Source organism: Plantactinospora sonchi (assembly GCF_036422035.1).
Taxonomy (GTDB): domain Bacteria; phylum Actinomycetota; class Actinomycetes; order Mycobacteriales; family Micromonosporaceae; genus Plantactinospora; species Plantactinospora sonchi.
The window spans coordinates 18724-42387 of record NZ_JAZGQK010000042.1; the positions used below are offsets into that span (position 1 = coordinate 18724).

The following is a 23664-nucleotide window of genomic DNA, read 5'->3' on the forward strand; positions in this document are numbered from 1 at the left end:
GGCGGCGTCGCCCGTACCGGGCACGCCGCCCGCCGTCGCTGATCGGGAGGTTCCTCGGGCGGCTTCCCTGGACCTACAATCGGCCGATGCTCCTCCGACGGCGTGTCGGTGTCGCCCTCCTGGTGTCCATTCTGTGCGCCGCCGGCTGTCAGGATCCGGCGCCGGAGAAACCGGCGGAACCGGTCCGCCCGCGGTGGCAGCGGGCGTCCCTGCCCCCACCGCCCGGCACCCCCGGCCGGCTCATGGTCCGGGACCTCGCCGCCTGCGCCGGACACTGGTATGTCACGGGTGGGGTCGGCACCGGGCCCGGCGAGACCCGGCCGGCGGCCTGGCACAGCGCGGACGGCCAGACCTGGACCCCGCTGCGGGTCGAGCCGAAGAGCTACTACGGGCTGCGCAACGTGCTCTACGCGGCGGCCTGCCGCGACGGCCGGGTCGCGGTGATCGGTGACAAGCCCGGCGGAGCCCACGGCAACCCCCGGGTCAGCACCTGGCAGCACCGTTCCGACGGCTCACTGGTCGAGGTCGAGGCGGCCTCCTTCGAGCTGTACGGCGGGCCGAAGGCGGTGAACGTCGGCCGGATGGTCGCCGGGAACCCCGGTTGGCTGATCACCGGTAACCGGTCCAGCGGGGCGGCCGTCTGGCTCTCTCCGGACGCCGGCGACTTCGAGATCATCGAGGCGGGTCCCGGGCTGGCCACCGACGCCCAGGGCGCGACCTGGGCGTCCGACGCGGTCGCGACGCCCTCCGGCTGGCTGCTGGTCGGTGGCGTCCTGCCACCGAACGGGCGTATCGACCGGGACCCGCTCGGCTGGACCTCGCCGGACGGCCGGAGCTGGCAGCGGGACCCGGTCCCGGCGACCGAGGACTACGAGGAGTTCCAGCGGGTGGTCCTGTTCGGCGGTACGCCGGTCGCGGTGGGGCTGCGCGGGCGGGAGTTCGGCGTCTGGCGGCGTGGCTCCGACGGCTGGGAGTCGGTCGGCGGGTTCGGTGGCCGGGCCGCGTCCGGCGTCCCGACGGTCGCCGCGCTCACCGCGGTCGGAGCGGACCGGCTGCTCGCCGTCACCTCCGACGGCGCCGCGTACGGCCTCTGGTCCTCTGTCGACGGCGGCCGGGGGTGGCGTCCGGTGGTCGCCCCGGTGGCGATGCCGGTCGGCGCGTACCAGGACGTCAGCGTGGTCGCGCTCGACGACCGGGTGCTGCTGGCGGTCGACGACGGCCGGGAGGGCATGGTCTGGGCGACCCGGCTGGACGCCGGGAGCTGAGTACGCCCGCCGGTTCCGCCCGCTCGGCCGCGCCCGTGCCGGGCCGCTGCCCGTCCCGGATCGGACGCGGGGCCGGATAAGGGGTGTAAACCGTCGCGCTTGTTACGGCTCTGGTCCTGCGGGCACACGTGTTCGTAACGGTTTGGCAAGCCCCGCCTCCAGCCCTTTCCATGAGCGAATGAGCCTCGGTACGCTCCGCCATCACGAGCCGTAACGCGGGTTGGCGTTTGTCGCCGGGTGGTGGATGCGCTGGTAGTGAGTTGTCGCCGCCGGGTCCGCCGCTGCCTGCATCTGGAGGAGGTCAAGGAGCCGTGAGGCGAAAGTACGTACGGGCGCTGAGCACCACTGCGCTGGCGGCGGTGATGGTGGCCGCGGCCGGTTGCCAGGACACGGGCGGCAGCACCGCCGACAGCGCGGAGTGTGGTGGCAAGATCGCGATCTTCGGTGCGTTCACCGGCGACAACGCGGGTCTGGTGATCCCGTCGCTGAACGGCGCCAAGCTCGCTCTGAAGCAGCACAACGCCGCGAAGCCGGACTGCCAGGTCACGCTGCAGGAGTTCGACACCCAGGGCAACGCCGAGCAGGCCACCCCGATCGCCAACCAGGTCGCGGGCGACCCGTCGTTCCTCGGCGTGATCGGCGGGCACTTCTCCGGTGAGACCGACGCGACGATGCTGACCTACCAGGCCGCCGGCATGGCCATGGTCAGCCCGTCGGCGACCCGGATCGACCTGACCCAGAAGGGCGTCAAGACGTTCTTCCGGGTGGTCGGCCACGACGGCACCCAGGCGGCCGCGGTGACGGCGTACCTGAAGCGGCAGAGTGCCCAGAAGGTCTTCGTGATCGACGACGGCAGCGCCTACGGCGCCGGCATCACCGCCGAGCTCGGCAAGCTCCTCGGCCCGCTGCAGGTGAGCACGGACAAGATCCAGGAGCGGCAGAACCAGTTCGACGCGACGATCTCCAAGATCAAGAGCGCTTCGCCCGACTGGGTCTTCTACGGCGGCTACACCCGCGAGGCGGCTCCGCTGGTCCGGCAGATGCGGGCGGCGAACATCACCGCCAAGTTCATCGCGCCGGACGGGCTCTACGACACCGCGTTCCCGGAGGGGGCGAGCGGCGGCGCCGAGGGCGCCATCGTCACCTGCCCGTGCCTCCCGGCCGACAAGGCCGGTGGCACCTTCGGGGCCGACTACCAGAAGGAGTACAACATCGCGCCGGGCTCCTACGGCGCGGAGGGCTACGACGGGATGAAGATCTTCCTGGACGCCTTCGACGCGGGCAAGCGGACCCGGGCCGAGATCCTGGAGTTCGTCCGGGCCTACGACAAGCAGGGCGTGTCGAAGTACATCAAGTTCGACGCCAACGGCGACGTTGACCCGACCAAGGTCGTGATCTGGGCCTACCAGGTCAAGGGGGAGCAGATCGCCCCACTGGAAGAGCTCAAGATTTCCTGACGGGTCAAATGAGTGCGGCCGGGAGCACGACTCCCGGCCGCGCTTGGTGCAAGGAGCCTTTGTGAACTTCGACGAACTCTTCGGCCATCTCGGCCAGCACACGGTCGACGGGTTGGCCAAGGGGGCGATCTACGCGCTGATCGCGCTCGGATACACCCTGGTCTACGGTGTGCTCCGACTGATCAACTTCGCCCACTCCGAGGTCTTCATGGTGGGCACGTTCGCCGTGCTCGGTCTGTGGACCGCCTTCGGCGTGGAGAACAACCCCCCGATCGGTCAGGCCATCCTCTTCCTGGTCCTCGGTCTGCTCGCCGCGGCCATCGCCTCCGGCGGCACCGCTCTGGTGATCGAGCGCCTCGCCTACCGACCGCTGCGGCGCCGCAACGCCCCTCCGCTGGTCTTCCTCATCACCGCCATCGGCCTCTCGCTCGTGCTGGTGGAGATCTTCGGTCAACTGCTGCCGGACACGCTCGGCGGGACGATGACCACCCTGTTCGGGCGCCCCCGGCAGATCGTCGGCATGCCGACCATCATCGAGAGCAAGCCGCTCTTCACCATTGCCGGTACGTCGGTCACCAACGTGCAGGTCATCACCTTCATCGCCGCGCTGGCCATGATGGCGCTGCTGGACTGGTTCATCAACCGCACCCGGTACGGCCGTGGCGTACGGGCGGTGGCGCAGAACCCGGAGACGGCCGCCCTGATGGGTGTCAACCAGGACCGGGTGATCATGCTCATCTTCGTCCTGGGCGGAGTCATGGCCGGTGCCGCGGCGCTGCTCTGGAGCATGCGCCTCGGATTCACCCAGAACGAGCTCGGGTTCGTCCTCGGCCTCAAGGCGTTCACCGCCGCGGTGCTGGGCGGCATCGGCAACCTGCGCGGCGCGCTGCTCGGCGGGCTGCTGCTCGGGGTCGTCGAGGTCTACGCCGCGACGCTCTACAACTCCTCCTGGGAGGACGTGGTCGCGTTCGTGGTCCTTGTCGTGGTCCTGATGTTCCGGCCGACCGGCCTGCTCGGTGAGTCGCTGGGGAGGGCACGCGCATGACCGAGAAGCTTCGCGAGATCAACGACCGGCGTCACGCCCTGCTCGGCAGGTTCGGTGAGCGCTGGCGCGCGTTGTCCCGGCCCCAGCGCGGCGCCGCGTACGTGGCGTTGGTGGTCTTCCTCTACTACCTGCCGAGCTTCGGCAAGATCCCGGGCACCAACCTCATCATCCCGGGTCTGGTCTCGCTGCGTACCGACTACAGCGACGGCGGAAGCAACTGGTCGGGTGTGCTCTTCACCTGCGCGATCTACGTACTGGTCGCGATCGGCCTGAACGTGGTGGTCGGTCTGGCCGGCCTGCTCGACCTGGGCTACATCGGGTTCTTCGCGATCGGCGCGTACAGCGTCGCGCTCTTCGGGTCGCTGAACTCCCCGGTGGTGAAGTGGATCCAGCAGACCTTCGACCTGCCGCCCACCTGGGCGGTGGCCTGGGCGATCTGTCTGCCGATCGCGATCGCGCTCACCATGCTCTCCGGGGTGCTGCTCGGCTGGCCGACGCTGCGGCTGCGCGGCGACTACCTGGCCATCGTCACGCTCGGCTTCGGTGAGATCATCCGGATCTTCGCCCGGAACATGACCGGGGTGACCCGTGGCCCGCAGGGGGTCTCCGGCATTCCCGGGCCCGAGGGTGCCCCGTCCGCCGACAACCAGTACTTCGGACTGATCGACCCCAAGTGGTGGTACTTCCTCGCCATCACCGCCGTACTGCTGATGGTCTTCGCGGTCTGGCGGCTGGAACACAGCCGGGTCGGTCGGGCCTGGCTGGCGATCCGGGAGGACGAGGACGCCGCCGCGGTGATGGGGGTGTACGGCTTCAAGTACAAGCTCTGGGCCTTCGCCATCGGTGCGGCGCTCGGCGGCTTCGCCGGGTTCCTCTTCGCGAGCCGCTACGCCTTCATCGACCCGACGCAGTTCAACGTACGACTCTCGATCCTCTTCGTGGCCATGGTGGTGGTCGGCGGTTCGGGCAACATGGTGGGTGTGTCGTTCGGCGCGGTGTTGCTCGCGTACCTGCCGGAACGCTTCCGGTTCTTTGACGACTACCGGTGGCTGCTCTTCGGCATGGCGATGGTGGTGGTGATGGTCCTGCGTCCGCAGGGTCTGATCCCGAGCCGGCGGCGTGCCCGTGAGCTGAAGGATCGCGCGAAGGAGGCCGCGGCCAGTGTCTGAGACGACGAGCACCGGGAAGGACCCGGTGATTCCCAGCCAGCCGGGCCCGCGCCGGGCGCTGCTCGACGTGGACCACGTCGTGCTGCGGTTCGGCGGGGTGGTGGCGCTGAACGACGTCAGCTTCCAGCTGTACGAGGGCGAGATTCTCGGCCTCATCGGACCGAACGGCGCCGGCAAGACGACCTGCTTCAACGTGATGACCGGCGTGTACAAGCCGACCTCCGGTGAGGTGCGGTTCGCCGGTGAGCGGGTCAGCGGTCGTAAGCCGCCGCAGATCAGCCGGATGGGCATCTCCCGGACCTTCCAGAACATCCGGCTGTTCCCGGAGATGACCGCGCTGGAGAACGTCATGGTCGGGACGGACTCCCGGCACAAGACGAGCGTGCCGGGCGCACTGTTCCGGATCTACCGGGTGAAGCCCAAGCCGGAGGAGTTGCCGCAGGTGACCGCCGCCGGTGGGCTGCCCCGGCTGTGGCAGCAGGTCCGGCGGGGGTCGGCGAAGGTGTTCGGTCTGTCCCGGCACATCCTGGAGGAGCGGGCAGCGGAGAAGAAGTCACTGGAGCTGCTCCGCTTCGTCGGCATCGACGGGCGGGCGAACGAGGTGGCCCGCAATCTGCCGTACGGCGACCAGCGTCGTCTGGAGATCGCCCGGGCGCTGGCCACCGAGCCGAAGCTGATCTGTCTGGACGAGCCGGCGGCCGGGTTCAACCCGGCGGAGAAGGAGCAACTGCTCACCCTGATCCGGCAGATCCGTGACCGGGGCCACACCGTGCTGCTGATCGAGCACGACATGCGCCTGGTCATGGGGGTCACCGACCGGGTCGTGGTGCTGGAGTTCGGCACCAAGATCGCGGACGGTACGCCGGCCGAGGTGAGCCGAGACCCGCGGGTGATCGCCGCGTACCTGGGGGAGCCCGTCGATGCTGCTTGAACTCGAGAACGTCACCGTCGCGTACGGCCGGATCGAAGCCCTGCACGGCATCAGTCTGCACGTCGACGAGGGCGAGGTCGTGGCCCTGATCGGAGCCAACGGCGCCGGCAAGACGACCACCATGCGGGCGATCTCCGGAATCCGGGCGCTGGCCGGGGGCTCGATCCGGTTCGCCGGTGAGGACATCAGCCGGCTCCGGGCCGACCTGCGGGTCGGCCGGGGGCTCTGCCAGTCCCCCGAGGGCCGGCAGATCTTCCCGGGCATGACCGTGCTGGAGAACCTCGACATGGGGGCGTACACCCGGCGCGACACCGCCGGGATCGCGGCCGACCTGGAACGGGTCTTCGGGCTCTTCCCCCGGCTGGCCGAGCGGCGCAAGCAGGCCGGTGGCACGCTCTCCGGCGGCGAGCAGCAGATGTTGGCGGTGGGGCGGGCGCTGATGAGCCGGCCGAAGCTGCTGCTGCTGGACGAGCCGTCAATGGGGTTGGCGCCGCTGGTCATCAAGCAGATCTTCGACATCATCACGGAGATCAACGAACAGGGCACCACCGTCCTGCTGGTGGAACAGAACGCCCAGCAGGCGCTCTCCCGGGCACACCGGGCGTACGTCCTGGAAACCGGTCGGATCGTCAAGGAAGGCACCGGGCAGGAGCTTCTGCGCGATCCTTCGGTGAAGGAGGCGTACCTCGGGGTGGCGTGACCTCGCGCGTCCCGGGTGCTCCCCGGCCCGTTTCCCGCCGGCAGCCGCGGTCCGACCGGACCGCGGCTGCCGCGTACCCGGCCCCCGACGTCCGGCCCGACCCGGTGGTGCCCGGCGCGGGACGCCTTTCCGGGCCGGTGGATGCCCGGTCTGTCGGTGCCGCCGACTAGAGTCGCCTATCGTGACAGCCTCCACGCCGCGCCTGCTCCTGCTCGACGGTCACTCGCTGGCCTACCGGGCGTTCTTCGCCCTGCCGGTGGAGAACTTCTCCACCACGACCGGGCAGCCGACCAACGCGGTCTTCGGCTTCACCTCGATGCTGATCAACGTGCTCCGCGACGAGCAGCCGACGCACATCATCGTGGCGTTCGACGTCTCCCGCCGCTCCTTCCGCACCGAGCAGTACGCGGAGTACAAGGCCGGCCGCAGTGAGACCCCCACCGACTTCAAGGGCCAGGTCAGCCTGGTCAAGGAGATCCTCGCGGCACTGCGGATCCCGGTGGTCGAGAAGGAGGGCTACGAGGCCGACGACGTCATCGCCACCCTCGCCTGCCAGGCCCGCGACCAGGGCATGTCGGTGCTGATCTGTACCGGCGACCGGGACGCGTACCAACTCGTCGGCGACCGGGTCACCGTGCTCTACCCGCGCAAGGGCGTCTCCGACCTGGCCCGGATGGACCCGCCCGCCGTCACCGAGAAGTACGGTGTCGGCCCGGAGCGGTACCGCGACCTGGCCGCCCTCGTCGGTGAGACCAGCGACAACCTGCTCGGGGTGCCGGGCGTCGGCCCGAAGACCGCCGCGAAGTGGATCAACCAGTACGGCGGCGTCGAGGGGGTCGTGGAGCGGGCCGACGAGATCAAGGGCAAGGCCGGGGAGAGCCTGCGGGCGCACCTCGCCGAGGTCATCCGCAACTACGAGCTGAACCGTCTGGTCGACGACCTGGAGCTGTCGCTGCGGCCGGAGGACACCCGCTGGCCGGGCTGGGACCGCGAGGCGGTGCACCAGGTCTTCGACGCCCTGGAGTTCAGCATCCTGCGTAACCGCCTCTACCAGTACCTCGAGTCGGTCGAGCCGGAGGCGGAGGCCGGCTTCGAGCTGGCCGGCCGGGTCCTCGGCACCGGCGAGGTGGCCGGTTGGCTGGCCGAGCACGCCCCGGCCGGCACTCCCGCCGGGGTCGCCGTCGCCGGCACCTTCGGCCGGGGCACCGGCTCGCTGGCCGGGGTCGCGCTGGCGACCGCCACCGGCGTCGCCGGCTGGTTCGACCCGACCGCGCTGGACGCCGCCGACGAGGCGGCCGTGGCCGGCTGGCTGGCCGATCCGCAGCGGCCCAAGGTGCTGCACGACAGCAAGCCGGCGCTGCTGGCGTTCGCCGCGCACGGCTGGACCCTGCGCGGAGTCGCCCGCGACACCGCGCTCGCCGCCTACCTGGCCCGCCCCGACCAGCGTTCCTACGACCTGGCCGACCTGGCGCTGCGTTACCTGCACCGGGAGCTGCGGGCCGACGCCCCGGAGACCGGCCAGCTCACCCTCGACGGGTTCGGCAACGACGGCGAGGTGGAGCAGAACCTGATGCTCCGGGCCCGGGCCACCCTGGACCTCGCCGACGCCATCGCCGCCGAGCTGTCCCGGGACGGTGAGCAGTCGGCCCGGCTGCTCGCCGAGGTGGAGCTGCCGCTGGTCGAGGTCCTCGGCGCGATGGAGCGGACCGGCATCGCCGCCGACACCGACTACCTGTCCGAGCTGGAGGCGCACTTCGCCGGTGAGGTGAAGGCAGTGGCCCAGGCCGCGTACGGGGTGATCGGTCGGGAGTTCAACCTCGGCTCGCCGAAGCAGTTGCAGGAGATCCTCTTCACCGAGCTGGGTCTGCCCAAGACCAAGAAGATCAAGACCGGCTACACCACCGACGCCGACGCCCTGCAGTGGCTCTACGCCCAGCAACCCCACCCGCTGCTGGAACACCTGCTGCGGCACCGGGACGTGGCCCGGCTGAAGTCGACCGTCGACGGCCTGCTCAAGTCGGTCTCCGACGACGCCCGGATCCACACCACCTTCCACCAGACGGTGGCGGCCACCGGCCGGCTCTCCTCCACCGATCCGAACCTGCAGAACATCCCGATCCGCACCGAGGAGGGACGCCGGATCCGCCGGGCGTTCGTGGTGGGAGAGGGCTACGACTGCCTGCTCACCGCGGACTACAGCCAGATCGAGATGCGGATCATGGCGCACCTCTCCGGTGACACGGCGCTGATCGACGCCTTCAACTCGGGTGCCGACTTCCACGCCGCGACCGCGTCGTCGGTCTTCGGCGTCCCGTTGGACGAGGTCACCGGCGACCAGCGCCGCAAGATCAAGGCGATGAACTACGGCCTCGCGTACGGGCTCAGCGCGTTCGGCCTGGGCCAGCAGCTCGGCATCGCCGCCGACGAGGCGCGGGCCCTGATGGAGGAGTACTTCAGCCGGTTCGGCGGGGTCCGCGACTATCTCCAGTCGGTGGTGAAGAAGGCGGTGCTGGACGGTTACACCGAGACCATTCTCGGCCGGCGCCGGTACCTGCCCGACCTGATCAGCGACAACCGTCAGCGCCGGGAGATGGCCGAGCGGATGGCGCTGAACGCGCCGATCCAGGGTTCCGCCGCCGACATCATCAAGGTGGCGATGCTGCACGTCGACACCGCGCTGCGCGACTCCGGCCTGCGTTCCCGGATGCTGCTCCAGGTCCACGACGAGCTGGTCTTCGAGGTGGCGCCGGGCGAGCGCCCGGCTCTGGAGGAGCTGGTCCGCCGGGAGATGGGCGGCGCCTACCCGCTGGCCGTGCCCCTGGAGGTCTCGGTCGGTGTCGGCGCCGACTGGAACAGCGCCGACCACTGACCTCCCCCGGGTGCTCCGGGGGAGGGCGGCCGGCGGGTCACGACCGTCGCTGGTTCCGCTCCGACCGGGCGCCCTGGCGGCGCTGCAACGCCTTCCGGGACGGTCCGCCGGGCGGCGGGAGCCGCTCCTTCAACGGATCGTGTCCCCAGTTCATCAGCGAGTACCGCCACCTGGTGTTCCGGACGTCGCCGGCGGGCCGCTGGGCCATGTGCCGGCGGACGTACCCGACGACCTTGCGCATGTGCGTGAAGTCGCGGTCGGTGAACTGGTTCGTACGCTTGCGCAGCAGGTCGATGATCCGCCGGCCGGACTCGTGCCCGACGGACTCGCCACCGCCCTTGCGCCAGCCGACCGCCTTCGAGTCGTCGGTGGCCAGCCACCGGTCCAACTCGCCGGGGTTCATGTTCACCGCGTCCCGGAACTCCCGGACGGTGTCGTGTCCGTCGTCGCGGCGGCTACTCATCGTGGAGAGCCTCCGGTTTGTGTACCGCGTCCCGCCCGTCGTCGGTACGGACCCGGTACTGCGGATCGTCCTTGGACGCGGCGACCGTGCGCTTCGCGGCGTACGTCCGTTCGGTGATCTCCTCCTGGACGGTGCCGTGCGCCCGAGAGCCGTGACTGCGCCAGCTGACCCGGTCGCCCTTGTGCAGCTTCCTCCGCTCCGGCATGCCCTGGCCTACCCGGCGTCCCCGGACCCGAAACGCCGGGGCACGGCGCTACGCGGCCGGGTCCGGGTCGATGCCGAGCGCCACGCGGACGCGCGCGGTACGCGAAGTGGCGCCGGCAGGCGGCCGGCCGTCACCGCAGTGGCGTGCTGTCCGGCTTGTCGCAGACGAAGATGGCGGTGCCGGGAAAGAGCCGGCCGCGCAGAGGGCTCCACTGCCCCCAGATCTGTTCGTGTCCGGCCGGCCACTCCGGCTCGACCAGATCGCGCAGCACGAAACCGGCACCGACGATCTCGCGGATCCGGTCGCCGAGGGTGCGGTGCTGCTCGACGTAGGTCGGCACGCCGGCGGTGTCCTGTTCCACGTACGGGCGACGGTCGAAATAGGAGTGCACCGCCTTCAGCCCCTCCTCGCCCGGGTCGTCCAGGAAGATCCAGCGCATCGGGTGGGTGACCGAGAAGACCCAGCTGCCACCGGGTCGGAGCACCCGGAACACCTCCCGCATCGCCGCCGCCGAGTCGGCCACGAACGGGATCGCGCCGAACGCCGTACAGACGATGTCGAACGCCCCGGCGCGGAACGGCAGGGCCAGGGCGTCGGCCTGGACCAACGGCACGCGTACCCCGGAGGTGGCGGCCGCGTGCGCGGCGTGCCGCAACATGCCGGCGGAGAGGTCCAGCCCGACCGGTCGGGCGCCCTGGGTGGCCAGCCACCGCGCGGCCGCCGCCGCGCCACAGCCGAGTTCGAGTACGCGCCGACCGCGCAGGTCGCCGAGCAGCCGTGCCTCGGACTCGCGCAGGCCCTCGGGACACCACACGAAGTCGACCTCGCCCAGGAAGGCGCCGTGCTCGGCCTGGTAGTCGTCGGCGTCGCTGTCCCACCAGCGTCGGTTGGCCCACCGGCTCTCGGCGTTGCTGACCGGACGCCGGAGCACGCCGGGAGGATCGCCCTCCGCCGGGTCCTCCCCGCCCGGGTCGTCCCAGGAGGGGGTGGTCGTCCGCGGGCCGTCCGGCAGGGTCTCCTCGTGCACCCCGTCACGCTAGTGCCCGGCCCGGGTCCTGCCCCGCCGACGCCCCGGGTCCGCCCCGCCGACGCCGACGTCCTGCGGCCCCCCGGGTCCGCCTCGTCGACGCCGTGTCCCGCCGCGTCGGGGTCCCGTGCCGCCGCCGGTGTCCCGGCCGCCCCGCCGACGCCCCTCGGGTACGGTCGGCGCGGCGGATCCGGGGTGGTTTCCGGCGTCCGGCGGCAGCGCTTCCCGAGCAGTGGACAGCCGATCTCATCACGTGTGGGGAGGGCTTGCATGCTGTGGTAATGCGCACGGTAAGCTGTTCGATGCGCTCGCGGATCGTGTGCCTCGGCAGGGAGCAGGCCCGCGGTCGCCGGGTACATCGCATGATCGGGCAGCGGTCGTGCGGGGTTCCTGACGACGGGTCCGCAGGCGCAAACGGGTCACCGCGACACAAGCCTGCTGTGACATCCATCCGACCGGAGCAACCGCCCACATGACGAGCAGCATCGAGGCCCCCTCGAGCGCCAACAAGGTCACCGTCGACGACCTCGGTTCCGAGGAAGCGTTCCTCGCCGCGATCGACGAGACCATCAAGTACTTCAACGACGGCGACATTGTCGAAGGCACCGTCGTCAAGGTCGATCGGGACGAGGTCCTGCTCGACATCGGCTACAAGACCGAGGGTGTCATCCCCTCGCGCGAGTTGTCGATCAAGCACGACGTGGACCCCGCCGAGGTGGTGTCGGTCGGTGATCACATCGAGGCCCTGGTTCTCCAGAAGGAGGACAAGGAGGGGCGTCTGATCCTCTCGAAGAAGCGGGCCCAGTACGAGCGGGCCTGGGGCACGATCGAGAAGATCAAGGACGAGGACGGCGTGGTCCGCGGTTCCGTCATCGAGGTGGTCAAGGGTGGCCTCATCCTCGACATCGGGCTGCGTGGCTTCCTGCCCGCCTCCCTGGTCGAGATGCGCCGGGTGCGGGACCTCCAGCCGTACGTCGGGCGGGAGCTCGAAGCCAAGATCATCGAGCTGGACAAGAACCGCAACAACGTGGTGCTGTCCCGCCGTGCCTGGCTCGAGCAGACCCAGTCCGAGGTGCGCACCGAGTTCCTCAACAAGCTGCAGAAGGGCCAGGTCCGCAAGGGCGTCGTGTCCTCGATCGTCAACTTCGGCGCGTTCGTCGACCTTGGCGGCGTGGACGGCCTGGTGCACGTCTCCGAGCTCTCCTGGAAGCACATCGACCACCCGTCCGAGGTTGTCGAGGTCGGCCAGGAGGTGGAGGTCGAGGTCCTCGACGTCGACCTCGACCGCGAGCGGGTCTCGCTGTCGCTGAAGGCGACCCAGGAGGACCCGTGGCGTCAGTTCGCCCGCACCCACGCGATCCAGCAGATCGTGCCGGGTAAGGTCACCAAGCTGGTGCCGTTCGGTGCGTTCGTCCGGGTCGACGACGGCATCGAGGGCCTGGTCCACATCTCCGAGCTGGCCGAGCGCCACGTGGAGATCCCGGAGCAGGTCGTCCAGGTTGGCTCGGACGTCATGGTCAAGGTCATCGACATCGACCTGGAGCGGCGGCGGATCTCGCTTTCGCTCAAGCAGGCCAACGAGGGCTTCGTCGAGGGCGAGGAGCACTTCGACCCGACCCTCTACGGCATGACCGCGACCTACGACAACGAGGGCAACTACATCTACCCGGAGGGCTTCGACCCGGAGACCGGGGAGTGGCTCGAGGGCTTCGACAAGCAGCGGGAGACCTGGGAGACGCAGTACGCCGAGGCGCGTCAGCGCTGGGAGGCTCACACCAAGCAGGTGCAGAACTCCCGGGCCGCGGACGCCGAGGCGGCGGCCAACCCGGCGCCTGCCGGTGCGGGCGCGGCCACCGGCGGTGGCGGCGCGACGTCCAGCAGCAGCACCCCGGCCCGTCAGGCCGAGGAGCCGGCCGGCACGCTGGCCACCGACGAGGCGCTCGCCGCGCTGCGGGAGAAGCTCGCCGGCGGCAAGTGACCCCGTCGTCGGCCGAGTAGCGGTCCACACGCCAGGCCCGCTCCCCGACACCCGGTTCCGACCGGGTGCCGTGGGGGCGGGCCTGACGCCGTTCTGACGACGTGGCGGCTGGTCCGCCCTTCTCCTCGGTGCTGCCGTGGGAAGCCCTGGCACCGTTTGGTTGACTGGACCGGTGCTGATGATCGGACTCACCGGTGGCATCGGGGCGGGAAAGAGCGTGGTCGCGGCCCGACTGGCCGGCCTGGGCGCCGTGGTGATCGACTCTGACCGGATCGCCCGGGAGGTCGTCGCGCCGGGCACCGACGGCCTCCGCGCCGTGGTCGCCGCGTTCGGACCGACGGTGTGCCTGCCCGACGGCAGCCTCGACCGGCCCGCACTCGGCCAGATCGTCTTCGGCGACGCCCCGGCACGCGCCCGGCTGGAGGGGATCATCCACCCCCGGGTCCGGGCCCGGACCGCCGAGCTGGTCGCCGAGGCGGCACCGGACGCGATCGTGGTCAACGACGTACCGCTGCTGGTCGAGGTGGGGCTGGCTCCGACGTACCACCTGGTGCTGGTGGTGCGGGCAGCGGAGGAGACCCGGATCGGTCGGCTGGTCCGCGACCGGGGGATGACCGTCGAGCAGGCGGAGCAGCGGATCCGCGCCCAGGCCGGGGACGCGCGGCGGGAGGCCGCCGCCGACGTACTGCTGGACAACAACGGTGACCTCGCCGCCCTGCACGCCGCCGTCGACACGCTGTGGCGGGACCGGTTGCGGCCCTACGAGCGCAACGTCCGGGAGCGCCGGGTGGTCCGGCCCGACCAGCTCCGGCTCGTCGAGCCCGATCCCGGCTGGCCGGCCGGGTACGAGCGGCTGGCGGCCCGGGTCCGGCACGCGGTACGGCCGGCCGAGGTGCGGATCGACCACGTCGGGTCGACCGCGGTGCCGGGTCTGGTGGCCAAGGACATCGTCGACATCCAGTTGGGGGTCGACTCGCTGGCGGAGGCGGACGCGCTGGCGGAGCGGCTGGCGGACGCCGGCTTTCCGCGCTGTCCCGGACAGTGGTGGGACAACCCGCGCTTCCCGGTCGACGTCGAGCGCTGGGAGAAGCGGCTGCACAGCGGCGCGGACCCGGGCCGGCCGGTCAACCTGCACGTCCGGGTGGTCGGTACACCAGCCTGGCGGTACGCCCTGCTGATGCGGGACCACCTGCGGGCCGACCCGGCGCGGCGGGCCGAGTACCTGGCGGTCAAGCGGCGGCTGGCGGCGGTCGGCCCGGACCTCGAGGCGTACTCCGTCGGCAAGGAGCCGTGGTTCGACGAGGAGCATCGGGAGGCCGAGGCGTGGGCGACGGCAACCGGTTGGCGGCCGTGACCCGGGACGCGGCCCGGACGGCTCCCTGACGGCGTAGCAGACGAGGGGATCCGGACGGCGGGGGCGGCTGGAGCAGGGGCGCTCGCGGCGGCCTGGGCTGGTGCGCTCGCCGGCTCGCGCCGGGGCTGCAACCGCTCTCCCGGGTGCGACGGCCGGTGTGGCGGCTGTCGCGAACCCGGTCGGCCGCCGCGAGCGGCCTACCCTGAAACGGTAGCGCGGTGATCTATCACACACAATGACGATATTGAAGCGGATCGTGTACCCACCGTTGCCCCGGCGTTCTGTCGGACCGGCGGCGTACGGTTGGGGTCATGGCGCTCGACATTCCCCGACTTGACGGCCGCTTCGAGGTGGTCAGCGAGTTCAAACCCTCCGGTGACCAGCCGACGGCAATCGCCGAGCTGGAGCGGCGGGTCCGGCGCGGTGAACGGCACTCGGTGCTGCTCGGCGCCACCGGCACGGGCAAGAGTGCCACCTCGGCCTGGCTGATCGAGCGGCTGCAGCGGCCCACCCTGGTGCTGGCCCCGAACAAGACCCTCGCCGCCCAGCTCGCCAAGGAGTTCAGCGAGCTGATGCCGCACAACGCGGTCGAATACTTCGTCTCCTACTACGACTACTACCAGCCCGAGGCGTACATCCCGCAGACCGACACCTACATCGAGAAGGACTCCTCGATCAACGAGGAGGTCGAGCGGTTGCGGCACTCGGCGACGATGTCGCTGTTGACCCGGCGCGACGTGGTGGTGGTCGCCACCGTCTCGGCGATCTACGGTCTGGGCACCCCGGACGAGTACCTCGACCGGGCGGTCCGGATCACCGTCGGCCAGGAGGTCGAGCGGGACAAGCTGCTCCGCCGGCTGGTCGACATCCAGTACACCCGCAACGACATGGCCTTCAACCGGGGCACGTTCCGGGTCCGGGGCGACACCCTGGAGATCATCCCGGCGTACGAGGAGCTGGCGCTCCGGATCGAGTTCTTCGGCGACGAGGTGGAGAAGCTCTACTACCTGCACCCGCTGACCGGTGACGTGGTGCGTGAGGTCGAGCACTTCCTGATCTTCCCGGCCACGCACTACGCCGCCGGCCCGGAGCGGATGGAGCGGGCGATCGCCGGCATCGAGGCCGAGCTGACCGAGCGTCTCGCCGAGCTGGAGCGGCAGGGCAAGCTGCTGGAGGCACAGCGACTGCGGATGCGCACCACGTACGACGTGGAGATGATGCGGCAGGTCGGCTTCTGCTCCGGCATCGAGAACTACTCGATGCACATCGACGGCCGGCTGCCGGGCAGCCCGCCGCACTGTCTGCTCGACTACTTCCCCGACGACTTCCTCACCGTGATCGACGAGTCGCACGTGACGATTCCGCAGATCGGTGGCATGTACGAGGGTGACGCCTCCCGTAAGCGGATGCTGATCGAGCACGGTTTCCGGCTGCCCAGCGCGGCCGACAACCGGCCACTGCGCTTCGACGAGTTCCTGGAACGGGTCGGGCAGATGGTCTACCTCTCCGCCACCCCCGGCCCGTGGGAGCTGCAACAGGCCCAGGGTGAGGTGGTCGAGCAGGTGATCCGGCCGACCGGCCTGGTCGACCCCGAGGTGGTGGTCAAGCCGACCAAGGGCCAGATCGACGACCTGATGCACGAGATCAAGCTGCGCACCGAGCGGGACGAGCGGATCCTGGTCACCACCCTGACCAAGAAGATGGCCGAGGACCTCTCCGACTACCTGCTGGAGCACGGCATCCGGGTCCGCTACCTGCACTCCGAGGTCGACACCCTGCGCCGGGTCGAGCTGCTGCGCGAGCTGCGCAAGGGTGACTACGACGTACTGGTCGGGATCAACCTGCTCCGGGAGGGGTTGGACCTGCCCGAGGTGTCCCTGGTCGCGATCCTCGACGCCGACAAGGAGGGCTTCCTGCGCAGCGGCCGCTCCCTGATCCAGACCATCGGTCGGGCCGCCCGGAACGTCTCGGGCCAGGTGCACATGTACGCCGACAAGATGACGCCGTCGATGACGGAGGCGATCGAGGAGACCAACCGGCGGCGGGCCAAGCAGGTGGCGCACAACGAGGCGAACGGCATCAGCCCCGAGCCGCTCCGCAAGAAGATCCACGACATCCTGGACGACATCTACCGGGAGGCGGAGGACACCGAGGGCGCCACGAGCCGGGTGGGCGGCGCGGTCCGGCAGATGTCCCGGGGCAAGGCGCCGGTGCCGGAGACCCGCAGCCGGGGTCGGGCCGCGACCGGACCGGCCCGGGAGGGCATGGCCCGCGCCGAGTTGGCCCAGCTGATCCAGGAGCTGAACGACCAGATGCTGGCCGCGGCCCGGGAACTGCAGTTCGAACTGGCCGCCCGGATCCGTGACGAGGTCTCCGAGCTGAAGAAGGAACTGCGCGGCATGGACGCCGCCGGGGTGAAGTAGCGACGGGGGCGGCCGGCCCGGCGGCGTTCAGGCGTACCGGTGGAAGCCGCCCTCGGAGTCGATCACCTGACCGGTGAGCCAACGGCCGTCCGGCGAACAGAGCCACTCCACCAGCCGGGCGGCGTCCTCCGGGCTGCCCCACTCGCCGCCCGGAAACAACCGCGCCAGCGCGTCCCGGTCCGCCGGTGCCAGGTATCCGGTGTCGGTCGGTCCCGGGTTGACACAGTTCACCGTGATGCCCTTCGGCATCAGCAGTGGGCTCAACTGGTGGGTGAGGTTCTCCACCCCGGCCTTGCTGGCCGCGTACGCCAACTCGGTCGGCATCGGGCCGAGTCGTTGGCCGCTGGAGAAGAGCACCAACCGGCCGCCGGAGCCGGCGCGGAACGCCGCCGCGAACGCCTCGGCCAGGAGCAGGGTGGCCCGCACGTTGACGACCAGGTGACGGTCGATCTCGGCGGCGTCCAGCGCGCCCAGCGGTGTGTGGGTCGAGTACGCGTGCACCGCGACCACCACGTCGAGCCGGCCGTGCCCGCGTACCGCCGTCTCGACCAGTTCGGCGGGTGCGGACGGGGAGGACAGGTCGGCGGCCTGGTACCGGACCGCGTCCGGGTCGCCGGTCACCTCGGTGAGCTCGGCGAGCAGCGCCGGTACGCCGTCCGGATCACCACCGTACGGCTGGGCGTCGTCGTACCCCGGCAGCCCGCTGAGTTGGAGCCGGTAGCCGGCGGCGGCGAACCGCCGGGCGACCGCCGCGCCGATGCCGATCCGCCGGCTGATCCCGGTGATGAGGGCGACCCGTTCCGTCATGCTGGCAGTGAACCGGATGGGCCGTCGCGCGGCAAACACCTTCCGGGCACAGGCGGGCACAACCCGGCGGCTCACCGGGCGACCGGGCGCCGTCCGATCGGCCCCACCCCGATCTCCGCGACCGCGAGGGCGGGCGCGTCCGCGGACCCTGATCGTCCACATCGGTCGGTCCGGGCCTGCTCCGTCGGATGTCGGTACGGCTTGCTACCGTTCTGCCGCCCGGCGTCGAGGAGTCGAGACGATGACGATCAATTCCCACCTCACCGAGTTCGCCGGTCTGCCGGTGGTCCCCTTCGATCCGGACCGGCCGTCGGCGGCGGCCCCGGACGCGGTGGCCTGGCGGCTCGATCTCGAGGGTCCGGGACTGGCCGAGGACCGGTTCGTCGCGCTGACCGAGTCGTTCCTCCGCGGCGTCACGCCGGCAGAGGTCCGGGCACTGCTGATCGGCGACTGGGGCGACAGCTCCGCCTCGCCGGCCCCGGTCGACCTCCTGGTCCGGCTCGCGCCCCGGCTCAGCGGACTGCGGGCGTTGTTTGTCGGCGAGATGACGTACGAGCAGTGTGAGATCTCCTGGATCGTCCAGGCCGACCCGGCACCTCTGCTGGCGGCGTACCCGGATCTGGAGATCCTCCGGATCCGGGGCGCGACCCAGGGTCTGAGCCTGAGCCCGGTCCGGCACCTCGCGCTGCGCGAATTCGCGATCGAGGCCGGTGGTCTGCCCGGTGACGTCACCCGAGCGGTGGCCGCGTGCGACCTGCCGGCACTGACCCACCTGGAGCTGTGGCTCGGCACCGACGAGTACGGGGGAGACACCACGCTGGCGGACCTGGCGCCGATCCTGGCCGGCGACCGGCTGCCGGCGCTGCGGCACCTGGGGTTGCGTAACGCCGAGATCGCCGACGAGGTCGCGGCCGCGGTGACGCAGGCGCCCGTGGTCGGACGGCTGGAGAGCCTGGACCTGTCGTTGGGCACGCTCAGCGACGCGGGGGCCGAGGCGTTGCTGGCCGGTCGGCCGTTGACCCGACTGCGCCGACTCGACCTGCACCACCACTACCTGTCACCGGAGGCACGTGGCCGGCTGGTCGCCGCGCTGCCCGGCGTGGAGATCGACTTCTCCGACCGACGGCCGTCCGCCAGGAACGGCGACCGGTACGTGGCGGTCTCGGAGTGACCGGCAAACCGTTCCGACACGTCACCGAGATCCGCGCGACGGTCGACCCGGCCCGGGCACGCCGGCGCGAACCGCGACACCACCACCTCACACCGGCGACGGCGGCACGGCTGGTCGCGGCACGGCCCGACGTCGAGGTTGACGTCGCCGACCCGCGCCAGGACCGGCACGACGACGACCGGTACGGCACCGTCGACGAGTGACTGGCATGATCGACGGATGACTGGCAGTGCCCCGCTGGTGGTCGTCGGCAACCCGGAGAATCGCCGGGTGACCCTGTTCCGGGCCGCCGCCACCGAAGCCGGGATCCCGGTGTCGGTGCTGCCCTGGCGACAGCTCGCCGCCGGCCCGGTGCGGCTCCCGGCGGGTGCGACCGTACGGATCGACTCGCCCGGTGAGGACGCCGAGGTCGACCGGCTGCTGCGCGGCGCCGACCGGCCCGCCGAACACGGCGAGATCGTCGGCCTGGGCCGGTGGTACGCCGGCCTCCGGGCCGCCCTGCGCCGCCTCGCCGTGGCCGCCGACAACGCCGGGGCGACGCTGCTCAACGCGCCGGACGAGATCCTCGCCATGTTCGACAAGCGGGCCTGCCACGCCCGGCTCGTCAGCGCCGGCGTGCCGGTCCCGCCGGCGCTGCCCCGGTCGCCCGTCGACTACCTCGGGCTGCGGGCGGCGATGCGGGCCGTCGGCTGGTCGCGGGTCTTCGTCAAACCGGCACACGGCTCGTCGGCGTCCGGCGTGCTCGCCGTGCAGACCGCACCCGGCGGACGGATCCGGGCCACCACGCCGGTCGAGCTGGCACCGGACGGGCGGCTGTTCAACTCGCTGCGGGTCCGCGACTACACCGACGAGCGGGACGTGGCGGCCATAGTGGACCGGCTGGCCCCGGACGGGCTGCACGTCGAACGCTGGTTCCCCAAGGTGGGGCTGGCGGACCGGACCATCGACCTGCGAGTACTGGTGATTGCCGGGACGCCGGGGCACATCGTGGTACGCGCCAGCCGTGGCCCGTTGACCAACCTGCACCTGGGCAACGCCCGAGGCGACCTCGACGCGGTACGGGCCGCGATGGGCGCCCCGGCCTACGAGGCGGCGCTGCACAGCTGCGTGAGCGCCGCCGCCTGCTTCCCGGGCAGTCAACACGCCGGGGTCGACCTGCTGATCGGCACCGACTGGCGACGGCACGCGGTCGCCGAGGTGAACGCGTTCGGCGACCTGCTGCCCGGGGTGCTCGACCGGTTCGGGCGGGACAGCTACGCGGCCGCGCTGCACGCGCTGCGGACCGGCCGACGGCCGACCACCGGGCGGCGGCCCGCGTCGGCGGGATCCGGTCCGACCGGTCAGCGTCGGCAGACCTCCGGTCCGGCACGGGAGACAGCGCGGCATGAGCGCGACAGCAACCGAGGAGACGCTATGACCGTGGGGAGGACGGCGTGAAGGAACTGATCGGCAGCCACGACCTGTTGTTCGTCACCCTCGACACGCTCCGTTACGACGTGGCCGTCGAACTGGCCGCCGCCGGACGTACGCCGAACCTGGTCCGGGCACTGCCGGGCGGCACGTGGGAGCGACGGCACAGCCCGGCCAGCTTCACCTACGCCGCCCACCAGGCGTTCTTCGCCGGCTTCCTGCCCACGCCGACCGGGCCGGGGCCACATCCCCGGCTCTTCGCCGCGGCGTTTCCGGGCAGTGAGACGACCGGCGACCAGACCTGGACCTTCGACGCCCCGGACGTGGTCCGTGGGCTGGCCGACGCCGGCTACCACACGGTCTGTGTCGGCGGTGTCGGCTTCTTCAACCAGCGTTCGCCCCTCGGCGGCGTGCTGCCGGGCCTGTTCGCCGAGGCCCACTGGGAGTCGGAGTTCGGCGTCTCCGCGCCGCACTGCTTCGAGGCACAGCTCGACCGGGTCAGCACCGTGCTGCCGACCGTACCCGACGAGAAGCCGCTGTTCCTGTTCGTCAACGTCGCCGCGATCCACCAGCCGAACCGGCACTATCTGCCCGGCGCCGACCGGGACACCCGGGAGAGCCACGCGGCGGCGCTGGAGTACGTCGACCGGCACATCGGCCGGCTCTTCGCCCTCGCCACCTCCCGGGGACGGCCCTGCCTGACGCTGGTCTGCTCCGACCACGGCACGGCGTACGGCGAGGAGGGGCACAGTGGGCACCGGCTCGGTCACGAGGTGGTGTGGACGGTGCCGTACGGGCAGTTCGTGCTGGAGCCCGGGGACTGGGGCAAGCCCGGTGACTGGCCGGGTTCGGAGCAGCCCGGGTGAACCCGCTCGACGGGTCGCCGTACCAGGGTTACCTGTACGCGTACCCGCACAAGACGGCGTACCGGCCGCTGCGCCCGCGTCCGGCGCTGCGCGAGGTCTGGGCGGAGCAGCGGCGCGACCAGCTCTTCCTCTACCTGCACGTGCCGTTCTGTGAGATGCGGTGCGGCTTCTGCAACCTCTTCACCCGGTCGAACCCGCCCGCCGCACAGGTGCGTGGCTACCTCGACCAGGTGGCCCGGCAGGCCGAACGGGTCCGTGACGCGCTCGGTACGGCCGGGTACGCCCGGGTCGCGGTCGGCGGCGGCACGCCGACCTACCTGGAGCCGGCCGAGCTGAGCAGGATGTTCGACCTGCTCGCCGGCTGGTCCGGCGGCGGATCCGGCCCGCTGCCGACCTCGGTGGAGACCTCACCGGCCACCGCCACCGCCGACCGGATCGGGGTGCTCGCCGAGCGCGGCACCACCCGGGTCAGCATCGGTGTGCAGAGCTTCCTGGACGTCGAGGCCCGGGCGGCGGGCCGCCCGCAGCGCCGGACCGACGTCGAGTCCGCCCTGGCCACGATCCGGGCTGCCGGGATCCCGGAACTGAACCTCGACCTGATCTACGGAATACCGGGGCAGACCGCCCGGACCTGGGACGAGTCGCTGGACGCGGCGCTGCGGTGGCGTCCCGAGGAGATCTTCCTCTATCCGCTCTACGTCCGGCCGCTCACCGGCCTCGACCGGCGGACCTCCACCGTGGACGGTGCCGGGCCGGCGGACCCGGAGTGGGACGCGCAGCGCCTGGCGTTCTACCGGCAGGGGCGGGACGTGCTGCGGTCCGCCGGGTACCGGCAACTGTCGCTGCGGCACTTCCGCCGCACCGACCTGCCGGTGGCCGGGCCGGACTACACCTGCCAGGACGACGGCATGGTCGGGCTGGGCTGCGGCGCCCGCTCGTACACCACCGACCTGCACTACTCGTTCGACTACGCGGTCGGGGTCCGGCACGTCCGCACCATCATCGACGACTACCTGCGCCGCCCGGCCGACGACTTCGACGTCGCCGAGGTCGGCTTCCGGCTCGACCCGACCGAACAACGTCGCCGCTGGCTGGTGCAGTCGCTGCTGCGCGCCGAGGGGGCCGACCCGGCGGCGTACACGGACCGGTTCGCGGGTCGGGTCGTCGACGACTTCCCGGAACTGGCCGTACTCGTCGACCGGGGGTGGGTGAACGTCGAGCCGGACCGGATCACCCTGACCGAGGCCGGCCTGGAGCGCTCCGACGCGATCGGGCCGTGGCTGGTCTCCGCCCCGGTCCGTCGGGCGATGACGGAGTACGCGCTGCGATGAACCTCTCCGTGCTCTACCGGGGACCGCTGGCGAGCTGCAACTACGACTGCCCGTACTGCCCGTTCGCCAAGCGTCGGGACAGTCGGGCCGAACTGCGCGCCGACCGGGCCGCCCTGGAGCGGTTCGTCGACTGGGCGACCCGCAATCCGGACGACGACCGGCTGTCGGTGCTGTTCACGCCCTGGGGCGAGGGACTGACCCGGTCCTGGTACCGGGACGCGCTGGTCCGGCTCTCCCGACTGCCACACCTGGACCGGGTGGCGATCCAGACCAACCTGGCCTGCCGGCTGGACTGGCTCGCCGACGCCGACCGTCGGACGGTGGCGCTCTGGGCCACGTACCACCCCGGGCAGGTGGGCCGGGCGACGTTCCTGCGCCGCTGCGCCCGGCTGACCGAACTCGGGGTGCGGTTCTCCGTCGGGGTGGTCGGACTGCCGGACCACCTGACCGAGGCGCGGGCGGTCCGGGCGGCCCTGCCGGCCGACGTGTACCTCTGGGTGAACGCGGCCGACGGACACCGGTACACCGCCGAGCAGGAGGCCGACTGGACCGCCCTCGACCCGCTCTTCGGCTACAGCGTCCGGCCGCACACCTCGGCCGGCGCGTCCTGCCGGACCGGCGAGACGGTCATCTCGGTACGCGGCGACGGCACCGTACGTCGCTGCCACTTCGTCGAGACCGTGCTCGGCAACCTCTACGACGGCTCGTACCGGTCCGGACTGCGACCCCGGCCGTGCCCGCTCGCGGCCTGCGACTGCCACATCGGCTACGTCCACCTGGAGACCCTGCCGCTGTACGAGGTCTTCGCCGGCGGGGTGTTGGAGCGGGTCCCGGCCCGGCTGCCCTGAACCCGCTCCGGGCGGCTCAGGCGGGCACGTCGACGAAGTGCTCCACCACCGGCGGCGACGCGAAGTACGGTCCGATCAGCGCCCGCCAGGCCGGGAACCGCTCGCTGTCCCGGAAGTTCTCCAGGTGGGCCTCGACCGTGTCCCACTCCACCAGCAGCACGAACCGGGACGGCGACTCGACACCCCGGGTCATCCGCACCGAGCGGCAACCGGGGGTGGTGGCCACCAGGTGGTGGCCCTCCGCGTACGCCTTGGCGAACGCTTCCTCCTGACCGGCGACGACGTCGATCAACGCGACTTCCAGAATCATCCGCCGAGCGTGACACGGGCCGCCCCCGCCACGAG

General features: G+C 71.3%; 21 protein-coding genes. 16 read left to right on the forward strand and 5 right to left on the reverse strand.

Annotated elements, in window-relative coordinates; translation table 11 throughout:
- Window positions 1-86 precede the first annotated feature (86 nt).
- The 7 genes from V1633_RS35100 (at window position 87) to polA (ending at window position 9436) form a co-directional block, all read left to right on the forward strand.
- On the forward strand, window positions 87-1265 hold the full coding sequence (locus V1633_RS35100) for a beta propeller repeat protein (RefSeq protein ID WP_331218529.1): 1179 nt from the start codon (window positions 87-89) through the stop codon (window positions 1263-1265).
- Between the two features lie 311 nt (window positions 1266-1576).
- Complete coding sequence (locus tag V1633_RS35105; RefSeq protein ID WP_331218530.1) at window positions 1577-2722, forward strand: branched-chain amino acid ABC transporter substrate-binding protein; 1146 nt, start codon at window positions 1577-1579, stop codon at window positions 2720-2722.
- A gap of 61 nt (window positions 2723-2783) precedes the next feature.
- On the forward strand, window positions 2784-3767 hold the full coding sequence (locus V1633_RS35110) for a branched-chain amino acid ABC transporter permease (protein ID WP_331218531.1): 984 nt from the start codon (window positions 2784-2786) through the stop codon (window positions 3765-3767).
- Window positions 3764-4936, forward strand: a complete 1173-nt coding sequence (locus V1633_RS35115) for a branched-chain amino acid ABC transporter permease (RefSeq protein WP_331218532.1) — start codon at window positions 3764-3766, stop codon at window positions 4934-4936. Before V1633_RS35110 ends, V1633_RS35115 begins: the two co-directional genes overlap by 4 nt.
- 25 nt (window positions 4937-4961) lie before the next feature.
- Window positions 4962-5867 carry an ABC transporter ATP-binding protein gene (locus V1633_RS35120; protein ID WP_331218579.1) on the forward strand — a complete coding sequence of 302 codons (906 nt, stop codon included), beginning with the start codon at window positions 4962-4964 and terminating at the stop codon, window positions 5865-5867.
- On the forward strand, window positions 5857-6567 hold the full coding sequence (locus V1633_RS35125) for an ABC transporter ATP-binding protein (protein ID WP_331218533.1): 711 nt from the start codon (window positions 5857-5859) through the stop codon (window positions 6565-6567). The genes V1633_RS35120 and V1633_RS35125 overlap by 11 nt, the downstream gene beginning before the upstream one ends.
- A gap of 181 nt (window positions 6568-6748) precedes the next feature.
- Window positions 6749-9436, forward strand: a complete 2688-nt coding sequence (gene polA / locus V1633_RS35130) for a DNA polymerase I (protein WP_331218534.1) — start codon at window positions 6749-6751, stop codon at window positions 9434-9436.
- A 37-nt stretch (window positions 9437-9473) separates the two neighbouring features.
- Here the strand turns inward: polA and V1633_RS35135 are convergent, their stop codons facing one another.
- From V1633_RS35135 to V1633_RS35145, 3 genes are all read right to left on the reverse strand, one after another.
- Window positions 9474-9899 (reverse strand): DUF3140 domain-containing protein, encoded by a 426-nt coding sequence (locus V1633_RS35135; protein WP_331218535.1) that lies wholly within the window; start codon window positions 9897-9899, stop codon window positions 9474-9476.
- Window positions 9892-10104, reverse strand: coding sequence for a hypervirulence associated TUDOR domain-containing protein (locus tag V1633_RS35140; protein ID WP_331218536.1), 213 nt, complete (start codon window positions 10102-10104; stop codon window positions 9892-9894). The genes V1633_RS35135 and V1633_RS35140 overlap by 8 nt, the downstream gene beginning before the upstream one ends.
- Before the next feature lie 130 nt (window positions 10105-10234).
- Window positions 10235-11035 (reverse strand): class I SAM-dependent methyltransferase, encoded by an 801-nt coding sequence (locus V1633_RS35145; RefSeq protein ID WP_331218580.1) that lies wholly within the window; start codon window positions 11033-11035, stop codon window positions 10235-10237.
- A gap of 568 nt (window positions 11036-11603) precedes the next feature.
- On the opposite strand from V1633_RS35145, the gene rpsA reads away from it, so the two are divergent.
- The 3 genes from rpsA (at window position 11604) to uvrB (ending at window position 16886) form a co-directional block, all read left to right on the forward strand.
- Complete coding sequence (gene rpsA / locus V1633_RS35150; protein WP_331218537.1) at window positions 11604-13109, forward strand: 30S ribosomal protein S1; 1506 nt, start codon at window positions 11604-11606, stop codon at window positions 13107-13109.
- 172 nt (window positions 13110-13281) lie between these two features.
- Window positions 13282-14463, forward strand: coding sequence for a dephospho-CoA kinase (gene coaE / locus V1633_RS35155; RefSeq protein WP_331218538.1), 1182 nt, complete (start codon window positions 13282-13284; stop codon window positions 14461-14463).
- 311 nt (window positions 14464-14774) lie between these two features.
- Window positions 14775-16886 carry an excinuclease ABC subunit UvrB gene (gene uvrB, locus V1633_RS35160; RefSeq protein WP_331218539.1) on the forward strand — a complete coding sequence of 704 codons (2112 nt, stop codon included), beginning with the start codon at window positions 14775-14777 and terminating at the stop codon, window positions 16884-16886.
- 27 nt (window positions 16887-16913) lie between these two features.
- On the opposite strand, the gene V1633_RS35165 is transcribed toward uvrB, so the two are convergent.
- Window positions 16914-17693 carry an SDR family oxidoreductase gene (locus tag V1633_RS35165; protein ID WP_331218540.1) on the reverse strand — a complete coding sequence of 260 codons (780 nt, stop codon included), beginning with the start codon at window positions 17691-17693 and terminating at the stop codon, window positions 16914-16916.
- A gap of 241 nt (window positions 17694-17934) precedes the next feature.
- Between V1633_RS35165 and V1633_RS35170 the strand changes: the two genes are divergently transcribed.
- Genes V1633_RS35170 through V1633_RS35195 form a run of 6 tightly spaced genes read left to right on the forward strand, consistent with a single transcriptional unit; the run spans window position 17935 to window position 23319 of the window.
- Window positions 17935-18864 carry an STM4015 family protein gene (locus V1633_RS35170; RefSeq protein WP_331218541.1) on the forward strand — a complete coding sequence of 310 codons (930 nt, stop codon included), beginning with the start codon at window positions 17935-17937 and terminating at the stop codon, window positions 18862-18864.
- Complete coding sequence (locus V1633_RS35175) at window positions 18861-19067, forward strand: hypothetical protein (protein WP_331218542.1); 207 nt, start codon at window positions 18861-18863, stop codon at window positions 19065-19067. Before V1633_RS35170 ends, V1633_RS35175 begins: the two co-directional genes overlap by 4 nt.
- Before the next feature lie 16 nt (window positions 19068-19083).
- Window positions 19084-20301 carry an STM4014 family protein gene (locus V1633_RS35180; protein WP_331218543.1) on the forward strand — a complete coding sequence of 406 codons (1218 nt, stop codon included), beginning with the start codon at window positions 19084-19086 and terminating at the stop codon, window positions 20299-20301.
- The gene (locus tag V1633_RS35185; protein ID WP_331218544.1) at window positions 20298-21140 is read left to right on the forward strand and encodes an STM4013/SEN3800 family hydrolase; all 843 of its coding nucleotides are present in this window, start codon (window positions 20298-20300) and stop codon (window positions 21138-21140) included. Before V1633_RS35180 ends, V1633_RS35185 begins: the two co-directional genes overlap by 4 nt.
- Window positions 21137-22471: an STM4012 family radical SAM protein gene (locus tag V1633_RS35190; protein ID WP_331218545.1), complete on the forward strand. Its 1335-nt coding sequence runs from the start codon at window positions 21137-21139 to the stop codon at window positions 22469-22471. The genes V1633_RS35185 and V1633_RS35190 overlap by 4 nt, the downstream gene beginning before the upstream one ends.
- Window positions 22468-23319: an STM4011 family radical SAM protein gene (locus V1633_RS35195; RefSeq protein ID WP_331218546.1), complete on the forward strand. Its 852-nt coding sequence runs from the start codon at window positions 22468-22470 to the stop codon at window positions 23317-23319. The genes V1633_RS35190 and V1633_RS35195 overlap by 4 nt, the downstream gene beginning before the upstream one ends.
- Window positions 23320-23335: 16 nt before the next feature.
- Here the strand turns inward: V1633_RS35195 and V1633_RS35200 are convergent, their stop codons facing one another.
- Window positions 23336-23629: an antibiotic biosynthesis monooxygenase family protein gene (locus V1633_RS35200; RefSeq protein WP_331218547.1), complete on the reverse strand. Its 294-nt coding sequence runs from the start codon at window positions 23627-23629 to the stop codon at window positions 23336-23338.
- Between the last annotated feature and the right edge of the window lie 35 nt (window positions 23630-23664).

Excerpts from the sequence above, each read along its gene's own strand:
- rpsA (WP_331218537.1), top strand. The coding sequence starts at position 11,604 with ATGACGAGCAGCATCGAGGCCCCCTCGAGCGCCAACAAGGTCACCGTC.
- V1633_RS35115 (WP_331218532.1), top strand. The coding sequence starts at position 3,764 with ATGACCGAGAAGCTTCGCGAGATCAACGACCGGCGTCACGCCCTGCTC.
- V1633_RS35200 (WP_331218547.1), bottom strand. The coding sequence starts at position 23,629 with ATGATTCTGGAAGTCGCGTTGATCGACGTCGTCGCCGGTCAGGAGGAA.
- uvrB (WP_331218539.1), top strand. The coding sequence starts at position 14,775 with ATGGCGCTCGACATTCCCCGACTTGACGGCCGCTTCGAGGTGGTCAGC.
- V1633_RS35165 (WP_331218540.1), bottom strand. The coding sequence starts at position 17,693 with ATGACGGAACGGGTCGCCCTCATCACCGGGATCAGCCGGCGGATCGGC.
- V1633_RS35195 (WP_331218546.1), top strand. The coding sequence starts at position 22,468 with ATGAACCTCTCCGTGCTCTACCGGGGACCGCTGGCGAGCTGCAACTAC.
- V1633_RS35125 (WP_331218533.1), top strand. The coding sequence starts at position 5,857 with ATGCTGCTTGAACTCGAGAACGTCACCGTCGCGTACGGCCGGATCGAA.
- V1633_RS35180 (WP_331218543.1), top strand. The coding sequence starts at position 19,084 with ATGACTGGCAGTGCCCCGCTGGTGGTCGTCGGCAACCCGGAGAATCGC.
- V1633_RS35135 (WP_331218535.1), bottom strand. The coding sequence starts at position 9,899 with ATGAGTAGCCGCCGCGACGACGGACACGACACCGTCCGGGAGTTCCGG.
- V1633_RS35100 (WP_331218529.1), top strand. The coding sequence starts at position 87 with ATGCTCCTCCGACGGCGTGTCGGTGTCGCCCTCCTGGTGTCCATTCTG.
- V1633_RS35140 (WP_331218536.1), bottom strand. The coding sequence starts at position 10,104 with ATGCCGGAGCGGAGGAAGCTGCACAAGGGCGACCGGGTCAGCTGGCGC.
- V1633_RS35170 (WP_331218541.1), top strand. The coding sequence starts at position 17,935 with ATGACGATCAATTCCCACCTCACCGAGTTCGCCGGTCTGCCGGTGGTC.